This window comes from Lactobacillus sp. M44 (assembly GCF_058130005.1).
In genome coordinates this window covers 1,151,303-1,170,231 of the sequence record NZ_CM176707.1, presented here as the reverse complement: position 1 = coordinate 1,170,231, position 18,929 = coordinate 1,151,303, and the positions used below count along the sequence as shown (strand labels likewise).

The following is an 18,929-nucleotide window of genomic DNA, read 5'->3' as shown; positions in this document are numbered from 1 at the left end:
GTAAAGTGCTTAAAAATTAGGTGATTTAATGATTATTAAAAGATATGTGGCTAGAAAACAATATTTAGATTTTTTAAAACGACATCAAGATAAGAACATCATAAAAGTAGTATCTGGTGTGAGACGCTCAGGAAAATCTATTTTATTCTTATTGTTTAGAGAGTATTTAAAAAATTCAGGTATTTCATCATCACAGATTATTACTTTAAATTTTGAAGATATAAATAATGAACCATTGTTGCAACCAAAAAAATTATATCAATATATTGAGAAACGGCTGATTGCTGACAGGATGAATTATATTTTTCTAGATGAAATTCAACATGTCAATAACTTCGAAAAAGTAGTAGATTCTTTATACATAAAAGATAATGTTGATTTATATATTACTGGATCTAATGCATACTTTTTAAGTGGAGAAATAGCAACACTGCTCACAGGAAGATATGTGCAACTTAATATTTTACCTTTATCATTTAGTGAATTTGTGCAGTGGCATAAACAAAATAATATAGAAATAAATATTGAAGAATTATTCAATATTTATTTAAAGAGTTCTTTTCCTTATACTTTATTTGTAGACAACGATCAAGAAAGACAAGAGTATTTACGAGGAATTTACTCAACAATTGTTCTTACGGATATAGTTGCAAGATTGAAAATTCGTGATATATCTGTATTAGAACGATTAATCCAAACTTTATTCAGTGATATTGGTAGTGAAATTTCAGTTAACAAAATTACCAATACTTTAAAAAGTAATCATGTTTCTGCTAATAATAAAACTATTAGTAATTATATGGATGGGATTATCAATAGTTTATTAATTTATGAAGCAAAAAAGTATAAAATTCATGGCAGGAATCTTTTGAATAGCAATAGTAAATATTATGCAGTTGATATAGGACTTCGTAGATTATTATTACCAGATCATGATCAAGATTATGGACATATTATTGAAAATATAGTCTATCTTGAATTATTACGACGTTATTCTAAAGTATATGTTGGAAATATTAATAATTTAGAAGTTGATTTTGTAGCATTAGATAGTGAAAACCATGCTACATATTTTCAAGTTGCGTTAACAACGCTTGATCCACAAGTATTGGATAGAGAATTAAAACCATTAACAAATATTAAGGACTCATATCCAAAATATTTGTTAACCCTAGATACTTTAAATAAAGATGCAAATTATAATGGAATTCAAAAGAAAAATATTCTAGATTGGTTATTAGAAAATAAATAGCATAAAAGACGGTTCATATCATCAATAATATGAACCGTTTTTTGAATATTTAATTAGCGTTGATCATTAAGCTTGATTAATTTATAAATAGCCATTCCCAATACTAAACCTATAATAAGTGGTAAAAGCCAGGTTAATCCTAAATTAGCTAAGGGTAAAGAACTTCTAATAGCTTTAGCAGAATTGCCAAATGTAGTATTACTGATAAAAGGTGGCAAGTTAACAATAAAATCTAAAGATGCAGGAATCATAGTAAAGATTATTGCAATCCAATAAACCATCTTATCTTTTTTAAATAAAGGTGAGAGCAGTGATAATACGATAATTGCCATAGATACAGGATATAAAAACATTAACACTGGGATCGACCATTTGATTAATGCATCTAATCCAAAGTTTCCTACAATAAATGATCCTAGACAAGAAACTAATAACCATCTATGATAGCTGACTCTTGGAAAATGTCTGTTAAAATCTAATGCAAATGCAGAAACTAATCCAACCGCTGTAGTAAGGCAAGTTACTGTCATCATAGTGGCTAAGACTGCTTGTCCTATCATTCCAGCATAACTTTGAACAACTTGGGCGAACGCAACACCACCATCAGGTGCTACTTTAAATTTTCCAAGAGACATTGCACCTAAAACAATTAATAATAAATAAATAATTGCGATTGCCATCATTCCTAGAGTACCTGATTTTGCAGTAGTAAGGGCAATTTCTTTATCAGATTTAATACCCATTTGTTTAATAGAAGTGATGATGGTGATACCAAAACACAAGGCTGCAAGGGCATCCATTGTGTTATATCCTTCTAAAAAACCACTTAAAAATGAATTGCCAACTGTTGTATATTGAGCTGTTGCAGGTGCTGTGCTAGGATTTCCTAAAGGAAACATGAACGCAACTACAAATACCAAAAATAACAAAATTAAAAAAATAGGATTTAATACTTTTCCTAAACTATCCAAAATGTCGCTTTCGTTATAAGCAATCAGATAGGCGATTAAGAAAAATACTGCCGTAAAAATACCAAGTGCTAATTGTTGATAATGTGTCGGAATAAATGGAGCAACTCCTACAGCAAATGAAACGGTAGCAGTTCTTGGTGTACCAAATACAGGACCAATTGTCATTTGAATCAAAACCATAAAAAATATTGCAAATTTGGCACCTAAAGGAGACCCTAATCCATAAACTCCTTTAGAATGAGTTACTACAATTGCTAAAATTGCTAGTAGCGGGAGTAACACTCCTGTTACTATAAAGCCAATAGCTGCTGTAAACCAATTATGGCCAGCAATTTGACCTAAATGAAGAGGGAAAATCAAGTTCCCAGCTCCAAAAAATAAAGCAAATATCATTGAACTTATAACTAAGTATCTTTTCGTCTTAGAATGCATGTTTTTCCTCCTTAGTAGTATAAAAATTATAATTAATATACCATGATTAGGACTAGATTAATACACAATTAAACTAGATAATTGTTATTTATATGACTATAATTTTAGTGATTGTGATAGTCTATGTTATTGCAGCATAGATAGTTGATGTATTAGTAATTAGAACCATAAAAATAAAACCTATTTTTATTAACAGATTAGGATCTATTTTAATTATTTTAGTTGTTTTATTTAATGTTAGATTTTGCAACTTAAATTTTAAATTCTAGGCAAAGAAAAAAGTATAAAGCAAGTATAAAAAGGAAATTACTAATCAAGTAGTCAATGAAACTCTAGAACTTGCAAAGCATGATTTATATATGAATGCATATGAAAAACTATAATACAGAGATTTCAAAGACAGATAGACATTTATTAGATGTAATAGCTCAAGCAAATGTTCAAAATGTATCAATCAAGTATTTATTAGATAATTTTGATCACAGGAAAAATTATTTATCCGTACCATTTTTTGCGCAATTTATTAGTTGGTATAAGCAAAGAAATTTTACGAAAAAATATAAATGTTTATAAGATACAGATAATAATTAGTTTTTATGAAGAGGAAGTTATCAAAACATTTAATTATTTTTACAACACAATGAACATGTCAGCATTTAATATAAAAATACTACTTCAATTAAAAATTGACATCAGCTGTCATTAAAACTATAATTTTAATGACAGGTAGATATACTTACCTACATACATGAATCAATTATAGATTGACCAATTATCGGAGTCTTTTATATGGAATCAAATAAATATTTACAATTAATTAATCGTGAACTTTCTCTAATGCCAGATTTTGTTAAACAATATAATCTTGGGACTAATCATTCAATGACAACTTCATATCAATACTTAACTGAAATTCGACGGTTCTTTGATTGGCTGCGTCAAGAAAACATCTCGAATGCCAAAACTAATGCTGAGATCGACACTGAGACGCTCTCAAATTTACGTCGTAATGATATTATGCTTTATATCGACTATCTTAAGCATACAAAAAATCAACAGCAACGTTTAAATTCTGCAACTACAGTCAATCGTTCAATTAATGCACTACGTTCATTATTTAAATTCTTAACGGTTACTGCTGATAACAATAACGGTCAAGCATATTTTGATAGAAATGTAATGTTAAAAATTGATTCTTTAAATGATACTAAAACTTTAAACTATCGTGCTCATGTTTTGGAATCTCATATGTATGTTGGTGATATGAAATATGACTTTCTAAACTTTATTAATAATGAATATGAACATAAGGCAAATAAACAAGCCCTTCCCTCCTTTAAGCAAAACAAGGAGAGGGACTTAGCAATTTGTGCCTTGATTTTAGGTACTGGGGTGCGAGTGTCAGAATGTGCTGGAATTAACCTAGCAGATTTAAATTTAAAAGACGCCACTCTAAATGTTACTAGAAAAGGTGGACAGCGTGATAGTGTTCCAATTGCGACATGGACACTACCTTATATTAAAGCATATGCCAATTTACGAGAAAAAAGATATCGTGCTGGTAAAAAAGAGCGTGCATTTTTCTTAACCTTATATCATGGAAAAACTAAACGAATTACAACTAATGCAATTGAAAAAATGGTAAACAAGTACTCTGCTCTATTTGGGCACCCTCTTACACCCCATAAATTACGCCATACTTTAGCTTCTGAATTGTATGGGATAACTAAGGATCAGGTTTTAGTTGCACAACAATTAGGACAAAAAGGAACTTCTGCAACCGATTTGTATACTCATGTTGATCAAACTTTGCAGCGACAAGCATTAAATGAAATTAGCCAAAAGATAAAAAAGGATGAGCATATTACTAACTAAAAATAAGACCGCGGTGATACATTGGTACTGTTAAATATTTACAATATCCAAGGAGAATTATATGCGAACATATCAAAATATTATCATTGGTTTTGGTAAAGCTGGAAAAACCCTTGCTAAAGCTCTAGCAAAAGCGGGTCAAGAAGTTTTATTAGTTGAACAATCAAGTCAAATGTATGGTGGAACCTGTATCAATGTAGGCTGCCTTCCTTCTAAAAATTTAATTATTAATGGTCGCCGTCATATGCCTTTTAAGCAAGCAATAAAAATTCGTACAGAATTATCTGACAAGTTAAGAAACAAAAATTATCATATGGTTGCTGACTTACCTAATGCTACTGTCCTGGATGGTAGAGCTAGTTTTATTAGTAATCATCAAATAAAAGTAGCTCTGCCAAATGGTAATGCTGAAGAATTTGAAGGTAAAAGAATTTTTATCAATACAGGTGCTATCCCTATTATTCCTAATATTCCAGGATTAACATTAAGTTCTAAGATTGTTACTTCTAAAGAAATTATGGAAATACCAAATAATCCTAAATCATTATTGATTATTGGTGGTGGATATATTGGCTTAGAGTTTGCAGAAATGTTTACTAGTTATGGCAGTCAAGTTACTGTTGTAGATGACAGAAAGCAATTATTAACTAAAGAAGATCAAGATGTTGCGGATCTAGTTTATCAAGATATGCAACATGATGGGATTGAGTTTGAACTTGGTAGTAAGGTTCTTCAATTAACTGAAAATGATAATAATATTGAAGTTGTAATTGAAAAAGATGGTAAACAAAACAAAATCAAAACTGATATGGTATTAGTAGCAACTGGTCGCAAACCTAATATTGATAATTTACACTTAGAAAATACTGATATTAAAACCACTGATCGTGGTGCAATAAAAGTTGATGCCAAGTTGCATACTACTGTTGATAATGTATGGGCAATTGGGGATGTTAATGGAGGACCTCAATTCACTTATGTATCTTTAGATGATTTTAGAATTGTTAAAAATGAACTGTTAGGTGACAATTCTCGTTCTACAAAAGATAGAAAGTATATCCCCTACACTGCTTTTATAACTCCTCCATTATCTGGAACAGGACTAAATGAAAAGCGTGCAAAAGAGCGTGGGTATGACTATAAAGTATTTAAATTATTAGCCGCAAATAATCCTAAAGCTCATGTTGCTGGTGATAGTCGTGGAATATATAAGATCTTAGTTGATAAAAATACGAATAAGATTTTAGGTGCTACAATTTATGCATTAGAATCACAAGAAGTTGTTAATATTATTAGTTTGGCAATTGATCAAAATATTGATTATACAGTATTACGAGATATGATATATACACATCCAACAATGAGTGAATTTTTGAATGATGTTTTAAATAGCTAAAATAAAAAAGGATGAGAACTTTGAAACTTTTGTTTCTTAGAACTCGTCCTTTTAATTTATTAATTAATTATTTTCTTTACGTCTTTGACCAGCAAATAATCCAAACATTCCTAATCCTGTTAAAATTAATCCAATTAATCCTTTAGAATTATCTTTTTCACCAGTTTGTGGTAATTGAACTTTTTTATTATTTCTTACATGAACGGATTGTTGAGCCATAGGCTTTGGGATGTTAGTTTCAGCAATTTTCTTTACTGGATTAATAGCAGCTTTTGGAGCGGTTGTATCTGTTATTGGTGAAACTATAGTAGCCTTTGGTTTAACAGTATTATCTTCATTTGAAGTATTTTGATCTACATCTGGTGCGGGTTCAGGTTGAGGCTTCACTGTATCAGGCTCTTGATCATTTGGTTGTTCTGGTGTTGGTTGAGGTTGTGGCTGAGGAGCAGGTTCACTAGTTGGTGGAGTTACAGGTTGAACTGGCTTTGGAGTAATAGTGATTGTAGCTTTTTTAGTAATCAACATTGTTTTGTTGTTAGAATCTTGTAATTTATAACCCAGAGTTATGGTATAAGTTCCAGGCTTTGATGGATCATAGCCTCCATTATTAACTAAAAATACTTGTGCAGGATCCCCTTTAATATCTAAATCAGTTTTACCATTTATATTATTAACTAGATACCCATCAGGTAATTCAGCTAAGCTTCTTGTGATATTATTTAACCAATCTTTAGCGTCTTGGCTGTTCATTTCATAAGTTAGATCTTGAGTATTCAATACTTGGTGAATTTCAATATGACCTAAATAACCAGCAAATTTACCAGAGCCTATGGTTATATTGTTAGATCCAACATTAAGATCTGCATGATTCCCTGTTGTTTGATATGAATAATAATTATAAATATCTTGATTGTTAGAAGCTACATTGACTGAATAACCTAATTTTTGTATAGCTTGTTGAACAGTATCTAAGTCAAAGAAATAATGACCACCCATCCATAAGGTCCCCATATCTTGGCCTTTATTATACATTTGAGCATTGGTTTCATTATGACCAAAGTTATTAACTTTAACTAAATCTTTTAAAGTAGGCATTGCATCAGTTAATTCTGCCAAATCATCAGCTGTAATATGATAATCTTCTATATTTGGATTTGGACGAAAAACAGGTAAAAACTTTTTATTTTCATTTTGGTCGAAATTAGTTACTGGCTTTGAGGCTTGAGTAATTACACTATCATTAGTAGTCAATTGTCCATCGATATAAGTAAATAATGGATCTACTTTAATAGTCAGTTGATTTGCCTTTTTTAATTCTTCTTGAGTAACTTCAATCTTTATTGGAATGTCCAATGAATAAGTTTCATTAGCTTTCATAGCTTCATTATTGAACCAAATATATGAAGCATTATTTGCAACTTCAGAAGTTGTATATCCATGATCAATGTAATATTGCATTGAATGATAACCATGATCAGCAGAGTTTTTTAATGCATCAGAATTTAATGAAATTTTACTATGAATCGCATCACCTTTATCACCAGTTAAGACAAAACCATCATTTAAATCAATATTATTTGTGTCGACTTGTACACCAGGGTTGTTACCAACAAAACCACTAAAATCAACACTTAATGACTTATCTTGATCAGTGGTATTGCTGAATTCAATATGTTCGGTAACATCTTTTGCTTTATTGTATTCAATTAATCCGTTGATTTCAGGTCTATTGCCGCTGTACTGCCCCCCATTTGAGCCATTTACAGTAACTTTTTCACCAGTAAATTTATCTATTGCAGAAACTGATGTGGAATACTTGACTCCATTTGTTTCCATCTCTGCTTGTCCTTTAATATTTGGATTAGAAAGAACAACTGGTGCAGCTTGTTCTAAGCTGTTTAATGAAGATTTAGTATTGGTTGGAACATCACTTTTTGGCGCTTGTGGTGTTGTATTATTTTCTTTATTAGCAGAAGGAGAAGTTGCCTTTTGGGTAATTTGTGGATCAGAAGTAGTATTCGTTGCATCTGCATGGACAGTTGTTGGAGCATTTGCCAATAAAAAAGCTCCCGATACTGCTATAGCAGCTATAATGCTACTCTTTTTCGATCTAAATTTAGTCATAATATTAATATCCTCCAATATTCCATAAAAATAACACTCGTTATGTTAATAATATTATAACACTAGTTATTATTATTGTGCAGACATTAAATTGAAAAAGTCCACTAACCACCATCAAGTAAAGGCTTATAAATGTTAGTCCAATTCATATCATTACAAAAATGTTATGTTATTTTTGACCATAAAAAAACAATCTAGCAACATAAAACTAGATTGTTTTTTATATTAAAAAGTTAATTTATCAATATTTACCATCCATGTAATTCCTATTGATTTTTCTCCTAAGTGTGTCGCTACTACAGGGCCGAATTCATCAATAGTTATAGGATTATCAGGGTATTTATTATGGACAAAATCTTTAACTATTTTTGCTTGTTCTAAATCATTAGAATGGATTATTACAAAACGTAATCTATCTAAATATGATAAGTCATTCGTCTGCTTTATCATTACTTGCTCTGCTTTTTTTATAGCTCGTTTCATGGATCGAACTTTATCAAAGGCAACAATTTTATCACTTTTATCATCAAATGTAAGTAACGGCTTTATTTGTAATATTGAGCCAATAAATGCACTAGCATTGCTTAATCTACCACCACGACTCAAATTTTTTAAATCGTCAACAACAAAAACTTCTCCTACTGTGTTGCTGATGTCATCTAATTTAGAAGTAATTTGTTCAGGTGTATAGCCTTTTTTAATCATCCTTGCTGCAGCGATAACCATGTATCCCTGTAAATGTGTAGTTATTTTTGAATCATATGGATACAAATGATAGTCAGGATAATTATTAGCAATATTTTTTAAAGTTTGATAAAACCCGCTGATTGTTCCAGCTAAAGTAATCACGATAATTGCATCGTAATTTTCATTATGAAGCTTATTGAATAATTCCATCATCTTTCCCATTCCTGGTTGGGATGTCTTTGGAAATCCTGCACCAGAATTTTCCATTTGGAATAATTGCTCTGCAGTAATATTTACTCCTTCTTCATATGAATGCTCGTCAACAATTACGGGAATTGGAACAACAATAATATTATTATCTTTTATTTCATTTTTAGTTAGATAGCTACTGCTATCAGTTACAAGTGCAATTTTCACGTTTTAGGACCTTCTATTTTCCTTTTTGAGATTGTTATAAAAAATTATATCATAAATTTTCATATCTAGTCGAACGCTTCTGTTGCATAGTTCAAATTAATAAAAGCTTAATCGTATGTTTCACAGATCAAAATCGTGCTTTTTTGTGAAACATATTTAATAATTAGTACCGTATCTTAATGTTTAAAATTATACCAATTTATTGGTATAATTAGATTACTTAATGAGGTGATTTTATGGCATTTGATGGTGTATTTATCCATAGCTTATTAACTAATCTAACTCCCAAATTGGAAACTGCTAGATTATCAAAAATTTATCAACCATTTGCTCAAGATTTAGTTTTAGTTTTTAGAAAAGAAAGAAAAAATTTGCGTTTGCTAATTTCTGCAAACGCACAATATCCAAGATTTTATTTAACCGATCAAAATATATCAAATCCAGATATTGCTCCAACCTTTGTAATGGTATTAAGAAAGTATCTAGAAGGATCTGTTTTAAAGCAGATTAAACAAGTTGGTGTAGACAGAATTGTTAATTTTTATTTCACTAACCGAAATGAATTAGGTGATGAAATCGAATTAGTATTATCTGTGGAGTTAATGGGTCGTCATAGTAATGTCATTTTGTATAACAAAATAGATGGAAAGATTATCGATTTATTAAAACGTGTTAATCCTGATGAAAATCGCGCTAGGATGTTGCTTCCAAAAGCTAAGTACGAACTGCCTCCATTAACTAGTGGATTCAATGGTTTTGATATAAGTGAAAAGCAATTTGAGCAGCTAAAAGATAATTCCGATCCTGAAACTTTCGCTAAGAGGCTATCAGGATTAGATCGTGATGATAGATTGGAATTGACAGGATATCTAGAAGATGCTTATTCGTATTCATCTTTTAAGACTTTTTTTGATCAATTTTCTGATCCTCATGGATTCATTATGGAAAATACTAAACATAAAGAAAAAGTATTTTTATATTTGCCTTATCATTTAGATTTAATTAAGGTTGATTCTAATGATGATGTAAATAAGATTTTGTATCAATTCTATCAAGAGCAGGCAAATAAAGATTGGGTGCGTCAACGTTCACGAATTATTGAAAATATAGTATCTAATGAACGCAAAAAATTAAGTAAAAAAATCATCAAGTTGCAAAAACAACTTGATGAAGCTGAAAATTCTGAAAGTTATCGAATTAAAGGCGAATTGCTTAATACATATTTAGGACAAGTAAGATCTGGTGAAACTAAAGTTAGTTTGCCAAATTATTATGACAATAATCGTGAATTAACGATAAAATTAGATCCTGCACTCTCCCCTGCCAAAAATGCTCAAAGATATTTTAAACGATATCAAAAATTACGTAATTCTATTAAGCATGTTAATGAACAAATTAAACTAGCAAAATCTAACCTAGCATATTTTGATTCAGTACAATCTGCGATTGATAATGCTGATCCAGAAGATATTGATGCAATTAATGATGAATTAATCAGTCAAGGATATTTATATAAAACCACTAAAAAAAGGCGCAAAAAAATTTCTGACCGCAGTTTGAATAAATTTATTTTATCTTCAAGTAAAACTGTTTTAGTTGGCAAAAATAATTTGCAAAATGATTGGTTAACTCTCAAAAAAGCTAATAAATCAGATTATTGGTTCCATGTAAAAAATATGCCAGGTTCACATGTTATATTGGAAGGTTCAGATCCAAGCGAACAAGATATTCGTGAAGCTGCAGAGATTGCTGCCTATTATTCTAAAGCTCGAATGTCTGGACATGTACAAGTTGATTATGTTCAAGATAAACGTGTTAAAAAACCTAATGGTGCAAAACCTGGATTTGTAATTTACACAGGTCAAAATTCAATTGTAGTAACTCCAGATGAAAAAAATGTCTTAGCTAAAAAAGTTGATTAAATAAAAACGCTAGTACCAATTTTTGATACTAACGTTTTTATTTTGAAGATTTTTACCTGGGTACTGTTCTCTTTGTTTTAGATTTTTAAGTTTTATTTTCTATGATTTGTTTTACATAATATAGATTATTATTAGTAAATTTATCCTATTAAATTGGCTGCGTTGTTAATGCTAATGATTCTAATACTTCCAAAATTAACTTAGTCGTTTCTAAACTCGAAAATACTGGTATATGAGTATTTAATGCTTTATCTTTGATCGCAATAGCATCTTGACTTGCAGTATCAGATAAATTAGTAATATTTATAACCATAACTATTTTATGTGAGGCAATTTTATCTAGGATATTATTTGGGTCATCTTGCACTTTGCTAACTATTCCAGTTGTAATTCCAGCTTCTGCTAATATTATAGCTGTCCCTTCTGTCGCAACTAATTTAAATCCCAGCTTATGGAATCTTTTTGCAAGCTTAATTGCTCGATGCTTATCTTCATCTCTTACAGAAATAAAAATCGTTCCATAACTTGGAATTTTCAAGGTACTCCCCTCGTACCCTTTATATAGAGCTTTGGATAATAAAGTATCACGTCCCATTACTGAACCTGAAGATTTCATTTTTGAATCAAAAGTGTTTTCACTTCTATAATTAAGCATCGCAAATACAGGCATTTTGACATGAATTAACGAACTAGCTGGCCAAATATCAGAAGTTAGTTGCATTTCATCTAGAGTTTTTCCTAACAGAGCTTGTGTAGAAACTCGAATAATGTCGCGTTTTAATGATTTGCTCAAAAAGGCAATATTATGTCCAGCATAAGTTTTTACTTGTAAACAATATAATCTTTCATTAACAAACAAATAATGCAGATTTATTAGTCCCTTTATTTTCATTTGACTTACTAAGTTAATAGTACTATCTTTTAAACGCTTTTCTTGAAATTTAGTCAAATTTTGTGGTTGAAAGACTGCTATCGAATCGCTGGCATGAGATCCAGATTGTTCTAAATGCTCTATTATTCCAGGAATTGTGCAAGATTTACCATCAGAAATTGCGGTGACCTCATATTTTTTCCCAGAAATAAATTTCGAAATATGAATATCATCTAGTTCATTTTCAAATATATACTTTTTTAATGCTGGTAGATCATAAACAACTGCAGACTTTTGTTTAGTTGACTGATTTTGACCTCCAATTAAAATTGGAAAGCCTGCTTCTTTAGCAAAATCAATCGCTTTTTTATCATTTTGGGTATGAAGATATGGTACACTTTTAATATTATTCTGACTAAAATCTAGTTCTTTAAATTCTAATTCTTCTTGACCCAGAATTGCTAATCCATGCTTTTTTAATTCGTTTCGAAAACTGTTTACTTCTTTACCAGCAAATTGGGTAATTATCTTTTTTATACCTTCTTTTTTGGTAACGTTAATGATATTTTCAATATTTATTGGTTCAAAATAAACTCGATCAGCTAATTTATAATTGGTTGAAGCAGCTTCGGCATTATTAGATAGTAAAACTACGCCAATATTATTTTGCTTCAAAGTTTTAACAACATGATAAATCATATAGTCAAATTCATTGTTTAAAGAAATTTGTATTGGCTTCATCCCTATAACCAATACTTTTTGCTTTGCTTTAAATGCATCAATTTCATTTTGCACACCATAAGCACTGTAAACCGCAGACACTTCTGGATGTAATAAACCTGCTGTACCATCTAAGGCAATATAACTTGGTTCAATCGTATATTCATCAAGTTTTTTTCTAACATATTCTGGAGACTGATTACTAATAGCTGCAATTAATAAATTAGAAAAACCATATTCTTTTGCTTCTAATAATACTTGTTCATCTAAAGGCTCTTGGCTTAACTTAGAGCTAATTCTTATTAAATGTTGGAATTTTTGAAGATAAATAGGATGTAATCTAATTACTTGATGTAATTCCCCATAAGTTAATCCAACTCTTAGCGCTGCGACAAGATAGATCAGATGAAATTCATTTGGATGTTTTAAATCAGCCAGTATTTCTTCTTTTGACTTTTTAGTTTCAGATATAAAGACTTGCTTTAAAACATTAAAATCAATAGTCGAAGTGGCCGCTTTTAAAAATGCAGACTCAAAATTGCGTCCAACTCCTACTGCTTCTCCACTAGCTTGTTGTTGATCAGATAACTGATAATGATTATACCCAGATCCCGTAAATGACCAATATGGAGCACGAACAGCAACATTGTCAAGTACGGGTTCAATTGCAGCGTTTAATCCAGTTAATGGATTAATGATTTCATTTAAGTTGTATCCTAAAGAAATTTTAGCTAAGACATATCCTAAATCATACATTCCAACTCGCATCCCAATTAAACTAGATCTTGTAAGAGCTGGAGTGATTGATAGAATTTTAACTCCAATTTGTGTTCCAGTATGATCTATTGCAAAATGAATGTTTAAATATCCCTTTAAATTCAAACGCTCCATCACTTTTTGGCTAACTGAGCGCAACTTTTGAATGTGATCATTATTTAAAGTTAATACTGGACTAACTAATACTGAATCTCCGGAATTAATTGATATAGGTTCAATTGAGGCTGCGAAGTTTATAAAGTTAAAATTTCCTCGATTGTCTCTAATAACACTAACCACAACTTCTTCTAAATTAGATAGGTCTTGAGTAAAATGATAATCATTTATTGAAAAATGATCATCAGTAATTTCTTTTTTAAAAAATTCTACTAGCTCATGTATTTCAGAGAACTTAAAATGTTCATTTTGAATATAACGGTGATATTTAGTTACCAATACAGGATAAGTTATTCCATGAAAGTTCTTTGATATATTCTCCCTATCAAAACTGTCTAAATTCCAACTCTCACTTGTAGGTAAGCTTTTTTCATGCAAAAAACTAATGACTTTTCCTTGAGTATTCAAATTTAATGCTTGTTTGCTAATAGTTAAAAACCGTAAATCCATATCAGCTACAATACCATCTTGTTTTAAAGCATAAGCAATCTTTAATGCCGTCGTGCTCCCATAAGCTGTAACTATTGCATCAGGCTGTTCCATCCGCAAAATTCGCTTCATGAAATCTAATGTCATGGGCTCTAAATAAACAGTTACTCCTTTTTGAGGATCAGTTTGAACAGTTGCAGGATTGGGATTAACTAAAACAACATAAACATCATCTTGTAAATAAGCTTTTATTGCATTAGTAGCTAGAATATCTAACTCTGAGATGCTTCCTGATATATTTGGACCAGAACCTATAATCAATACTTTATTAATATCTTTTTTTAAAGGCATTATTTTTTACTCCATCATTTGCAAAAATTGATCATAAATTGCTTTAGCATCTAACGTGCCAGGCGATCCTTCTGGATTAAAAGCAGTGGCAATTACTTTATCTTTTTTGCTAGCAAATCCAGCTAGTAACTCACTATGTAAGTCAAAGAATTCTTCACTCAAATCTAAAGAAATATTTTGTGGCATTATTAATTGACTAATATTCATTGCAGTTTGCCAAATAACATTACTATTTTGTTCAATGACTGAATAATTTGATCCATTATAAGGGTATGGCAAATTTAAGATCTCAAAATTTAAAAAAACACTAATTGATAAAAAACCTAAGCCAACTCCTAATATTGGCAATTTACCATAGAATTTTTGTAAAATTGGCTGTAAAAATTTTGATACTTCAAAATACTGTCCAGGACCATTAGAGATAATAATCCCATCAGGTCGTAAATTATCCACATCTTGCATTGTGGCATCATATGGTAGAACAGTCGCATTTATCTTGCGCAAAGATAATGATCTAAGCATAGAATGTTTTAATCCTAGATCAATTACGGCAACTGACTTACCAATATTAGGTGCAGCATATGGATTAATAGTAGAGACTTGAGCGGTCTTGTTTTTAGGTAAAACTAATGCTTTTATTTGATCAAAGGCATGTTCGTCGTTTGTATCCATTAAACTAGCTTTAATTGTATCAATAGATGCAAGTTTATGTGCTAATGCTCTAGTATCAATTCCCCATATCGCAGGGATTTTTTTTTCTTTTAAAAAATAATTTAAATCTTGAAAATCATTACTCGAAGAAACATTAATTCCAATATCGTTAGCAATTATTCCTTTTACTGTAGGATCAATTGCTTCATAATCAATCGCATTAATGCCAGATGAACCAATAATTGGTGTTGCAAAAACCAAAATCTTACCAGTATTAGTTGGATCAGTCAATGCTTCTTGATAACCATAATTACTAGTTTGCAAAGCTAATTCACCGGTACTGATAGTTTCTGCACCAAAGCCAGTTCCTTCATAAGAAGTTCCATCTTCTAAGATTAAATATCGTTTCATTTTATTTTCCTTGACGCAGCTTATTTAAAGTTTCTTGAAAAATTATTGGGGGTTCAACACTAAATTCCAGCAATTTACCAGTTGTGGGTTGAATAAATCCTAATGTTTTTGCATGTAAAAATTGCCCATTGCCCTTTAGAGTTTTATGAGGTCCATAAATCGGATCTCCTGCTACAGGATGATTAATATATTTCATGTGTACGCGAATCTGATGAGTTCGACCAGTTTCTAGTTGATTTTGCACTAATGAATAATTCCTAAATTGCTCTAATACCTTAAAATGAGTTACTGCGTGTTTTCCATCTTCTATAACAGCCATTTTTTTGCGATCATATCGACTTCTTGCAATTGGCGCATTGATTGTTCCTGATTGTTCCTGAAAATTACCATGGACAATTGCTAGATATTGACGTTTGTTTGTTTTTTGAGCAAGTTGTTTTTCTAAGCTCTGTCTTGCATGATCATTTTTTGCAATCATTAATAATCCAGAGGTGTCTTTATCAATACGATGAACAATTCCAGGTCTAAAACCTTCTGGACTTGCAGCTAAATCTTTAGTGTGATATAAAAGCGCATTTACTAAGGTATGGTCGGGATGTCCTGCTGATGGGTGTACTACCATTCCTTGTGGTTTATTAACTACAATTACATCATCATCTTCATAAATTATATCTAATGGGATATTTTCTGGCTCTAAATTCAAAGATTTCAATTTAGGCACAGTTACGCTAATTTGATCATTTGGTTGAACTTTATAAGAAACTTTTTCTACTTTTTGATTGACTAAAATATTTTTATCTTCGATTAGTTCTTTTATTTTTGAACGTGATAAATCATCTAATTTATCCGACAAATATTTATCTAAGCGTCCATGATCTTTTTCGCAAACTGTGATTTCATATTTTTTGGCCATTTAATCGTGATCCTTTGTCATAAATAATAAGTAAATAAAAATTAAGAGTACGCCAATGCTAATAGCAGAATCTGCAATATTGAAAATATTAAAATTGATAAAATCTAGTTGCAACATATCAATCACATATTTTAAATGCATTCGATCAATTAAATTTCCTACTATTCCACCTAACACTAAAGCAAGGCCAACATCAAAAACTGGATTACGGTATTTTTTGTTAAATAAATAATATAGCGTAACACCAATTGCAACAATAGAAATTAGATAAAAAAACCACATCTGACCACGCAAAATATTCCAGGCAGCCCCATCATTTTGCAAATAAGTTAATGACAAGACACCTGGAATAAGTTGGTGAATACTACCTAAATCATAATTACCTGCAACAAAAGCCTTTAGCCCTTGATCACAAATAACTACAACTACTGAAATTATCAAATATAAAAACTGCATAGATTATCCTTAAAATAGACCTGTGATTTTACCATCATTATCTACATCAACGCCCAATGCGGCAGGCTCCTTTGGCAATCCTGGCATTAATAGCATTTTGCCCATTTTGACTACGACAAATCCAGCTCCACTGCGTACTGTTACATCAGTTACATGCATTGTAAAGCCAGTTGGTGCACCTAAGATTGATTTATCATCTGTAAAGCTTGCTTGTGTTTTAGCGATAATTACTGGTAATTTGTCATAACCTAATTTAGTAATTTGTTCGATTTGTTCATTAGCTTTATCAGTATAGACAACATCTTTGGCACCATAGATTCTAGTTGAAATCATAGATACCTTAGTTTTAATATCATCGTCAGTTTCATAAATTGCTTGCAGATCAGCTTTATTTGAATCAGCCAATCTAACAACCTCTTTAGCAGCTTCAATTCCACCTTTTGAACCATCTTCATGAAAAGTAACAACATTAGCTGTTACATTTTGTTCTTCAATTAATTTCTTTAACAAATCAAGTTCAGCTTGAGTATCTGTGGTAAATTTATTAATAACTACAGTTACTGGTACCCCAAATTTCTTCATGTTATCAATGTGGCGCTTTAAGTTGGCAAAACCTTCTTTTAATGCATCTAGATTTTCATGATCTAATCTATCAGTATGTTTAATTACCTGATATTTTAATGCACGGACAGTAGCTACAATAACTGTCACAGATGGCTTTTGGTCAAGTTGTGGTGCAACAAAATCCATAAACTTTTCACCACCTAAATCAGCTCCAAAACCAGCTTCAGTTACTACATAGTCTGCTAAATGTAATGCTAAGTTAGTAGCCATAGTTGAGTTAGTTCCATGAGCAATGTTAGCAAAAGGTCCACCATGAATGAAGGCAGGAGTTCGTTCTAGCGTTTGTACAAGGTTTGGCTTTAATGCATCAGCTAAAATTGCCGCAATTGCACCTTGAAATCCTAAATCACGAAGGTAAACTGGATTTTTATCTTTAGTAAAGCCAATAAACATATCACCTATACGTTTTTTCAGATCATCGATATCTTTTGCCAAACATAAAATAGCCATTAATTCATTAGCTGCGGTAATAGTGAAGCCAGATTTTCTTTCAATACCATTAAATTTTGATCCTAAACCTTCAGTAATCTGACGCAATGTTCGATCATTTACATCTAAGGCTCTTTTTAAAGTAACAGTACTTTCATCTAGATTAAGATCATTTGCTTGGTATAAATAGTTGTCAACTAATGCATATAAAGTATCAATTGCACTAGTTAAAGCGTGAATATCACCAGTAAAATGCAAGTTAATATCTTCCATCGGAATAACTTGTGACATTCCTCCACCAGTGGCACCACCTTTTAATCCAAAAACAGGTCCCATTGATGGCTCACGCATTGCAATCATTGCTTTTTTATGTAATTGATTGTTAATTGCATCCCCTAATCCAATAGTCATCGTTGACTTGCCTTCTCCTGCAGGAGTTGGACTGATTGAAGTAACTAAAATTAACTTACCTAATGGGGTCATGTGGCGGTAACGCTTAATAGCATACCAAGTCAATTTTGCTTTATCTGAACCATATAACTCTAAATCACGAACATCAAAGCCTAATTTGCGACCTATTTCACTAATTGGCAATCCTTGTATTTCATGTGCTATTTCAAGATCTGTTTTCATCGAACTATACTCCTTTACCAATAACTAAATATTTCACTGTTTGATACTCAGATACCGCAATGGTATAAATCTTAAACTTATGCCAACTTGTTACTAACTGAGGTTTAGTAGTTAATACTCTTTTTTTCAAATAAGGCAATTTAAGAATAGTTTGCTTTTTAGTCAGTTCAACATATGAATTAAACCAAGTAAATAGCGCTAATATCCCAAATATAATTCCAACTATAACGGCTGGCCAAACTATAGTTTGGCTTCCTTCATAAGCTAAAATTAAACTAATCCCTAAGATGATAAACAACCAACTGTAATAAATAATCCCAGAGTTTTTCAAAAAAATAAGATGCTTTTTCATAAACCGCCCTCGTTTTCACTTTACAAATGTATTATAACAATAAAAACAAGTTCTAGCATTCAAAGTAAATCTATTTTAAA

14 protein-coding genes are annotated in these 18,929 nt (G+C 31.0%); 5 read left to right on the top strand and 9 right to left on the bottom strand.

All coding sequences use genetic code 11. The features are described from left to right. The first annotated feature begins 28 nt into the window (after positions 1-28). Positions 29-1,252: an ATP-binding protein gene (locus tag AC38BG_RS05650; RefSeq protein WP_489936891.1), complete on the top strand. Its 1,224-nt coding sequence runs from the start codon at positions 29-31 to the stop codon at positions 1,250-1,252. 53 nt (positions 1,253-1,305) lie between these two features. On the opposite strand, the gene brnQ is transcribed toward AC38BG_RS05650, so the two are convergent. Beyond that, a complete protein-coding gene (gene brnQ / locus AC38BG_RS05645) occupies positions 1,306-2,655 on the bottom strand; it encodes a branched-chain amino acid transport system II carrier protein (protein WP_489936890.1) in 1,350 nt (449 codons plus the stop codon). Positions 2,656-3,024: 369 nt separating this feature from the next. Here brnQ and AC38BG_RS05640 point away from each other — a divergent pair, with 369 nt between their 5' ends. The 3 genes from AC38BG_RS05640 (at position 3,025) to AC38BG_RS05630 (ending at position 5,926) form a co-directional block, all read left to right on the top strand. Then, entirely contained in the window at positions 3,025-3,228 is a 204-nt protein-coding gene (locus tag AC38BG_RS05640; protein WP_489936889.1) for a hypothetical protein, read from the top strand. A gap of 216 nt (positions 3,229-3,444) precedes the next feature. After that, the gene (gene xerS / locus AC38BG_RS05635; RefSeq protein ID WP_489936888.1) at positions 3,445-4,530 is read left to right on the top strand and encodes a tyrosine recombinase XerS; all 1,086 of its coding nucleotides are present in this window, start codon (positions 3,445-3,447) and stop codon (positions 4,528-4,530) included. A 61-nt stretch (positions 4,531-4,591) separates the two neighbouring features. Next, the gene (locus AC38BG_RS05630; protein WP_489936887.1) at positions 4,592-5,926 is read left to right on the top strand and encodes an FAD-dependent oxidoreductase; all 1,335 of its coding nucleotides are present in this window, start codon (positions 4,592-4,594) and stop codon (positions 5,924-5,926) included. 63 nt (positions 5,927-5,989) lie between these two features. On the opposite strand, the gene AC38BG_RS05625 is transcribed toward AC38BG_RS05630, so the two are convergent. Further along, positions 5,990-8,050, bottom strand: coding sequence for an LPXTG cell wall anchor domain-containing protein (locus AC38BG_RS05625; protein ID WP_489936886.1), 2,061 nt, complete (start codon positions 8,048-8,050; stop codon positions 5,990-5,992). A gap of 225 nt (positions 8,051-8,275) precedes the next feature. Then, a complete protein-coding gene (locus tag AC38BG_RS05620; RefSeq protein ID WP_489936885.1) occupies positions 8,276-9,154 on the bottom strand; it encodes a DegV family protein in 879 nt (292 codons plus the stop codon). A gap of 236 nt (positions 9,155-9,390) precedes the next feature. Here AC38BG_RS05620 and AC38BG_RS05615 point away from each other — a divergent pair, with 236 nt between their 5' ends. Further along, positions 9,391-11,076: an Rqc2 family fibronectin-binding protein gene (locus AC38BG_RS05615; protein WP_489936884.1), complete on the top strand. Its 1,686-nt coding sequence runs from the start codon at positions 9,391-9,393 to the stop codon at positions 11,074-11,076. Positions 11,077-11,224: 148 nt separating this feature from the next. Here the strand turns inward: AC38BG_RS05615 and carB are convergent, their stop codons facing one another. Genes carB through AC38BG_RS05585 form a run of 6 tightly spaced genes read right to left on the bottom strand, consistent with a single transcriptional unit; the run spans position 11,225 to position 18,849 of the window. Beyond that, positions 11,225-14,380, bottom strand: coding sequence for a carbamoyl-phosphate synthase large subunit (carB, locus tag AC38BG_RS05610; protein WP_489936883.1), 3,156 nt, complete (start codon positions 14,378-14,380; stop codon positions 11,225-11,227). 6 nt (positions 14,381-14,386) lie between these two features. Continuing rightward, positions 14,387-15,442 (bottom strand): carbamoyl phosphate synthase small subunit, encoded by a 1,056-nt coding sequence (locus AC38BG_RS05605; RefSeq protein WP_489936882.1) that lies wholly within the window; start codon positions 15,440-15,442, stop codon positions 14,387-14,389. A gap of 1 nt (position 15,443) precedes the next feature. Beyond that, positions 15,444-16,355 carry an RluA family pseudouridine synthase gene (locus tag AC38BG_RS05600; RefSeq protein WP_489936881.1) on the bottom strand — a complete coding sequence of 304 codons (912 nt, stop codon included), beginning with the start codon at positions 16,353-16,355 and terminating at the stop codon, positions 15,444-15,446. Next, the gene (gene lspA / locus AC38BG_RS05595) at positions 16,356-16,811 is read right to left on the bottom strand and encodes a signal peptidase II (RefSeq protein ID WP_489936880.1); all 456 of its coding nucleotides are present in this window, start codon (positions 16,809-16,811) and stop codon (positions 16,356-16,358) included. Between the two features lie 9 nt (positions 16,812-16,820). After that, positions 16,821-18,497, bottom strand: coding sequence for a formate--tetrahydrofolate ligase (locus AC38BG_RS05590; RefSeq protein ID WP_489936879.1), 1,677 nt, complete (start codon positions 18,495-18,497; stop codon positions 16,821-16,823). 4 nt (positions 18,498-18,501) lie between these two features. Beyond that, positions 18,502-18,849 (bottom strand): EbsA family protein, encoded by a 348-nt coding sequence (locus AC38BG_RS05585; RefSeq protein ID WP_489936878.1) that lies wholly within the window; start codon positions 18,847-18,849, stop codon positions 18,502-18,504. Positions 18,850-18,929 lie beyond the last annotated feature (80 nt).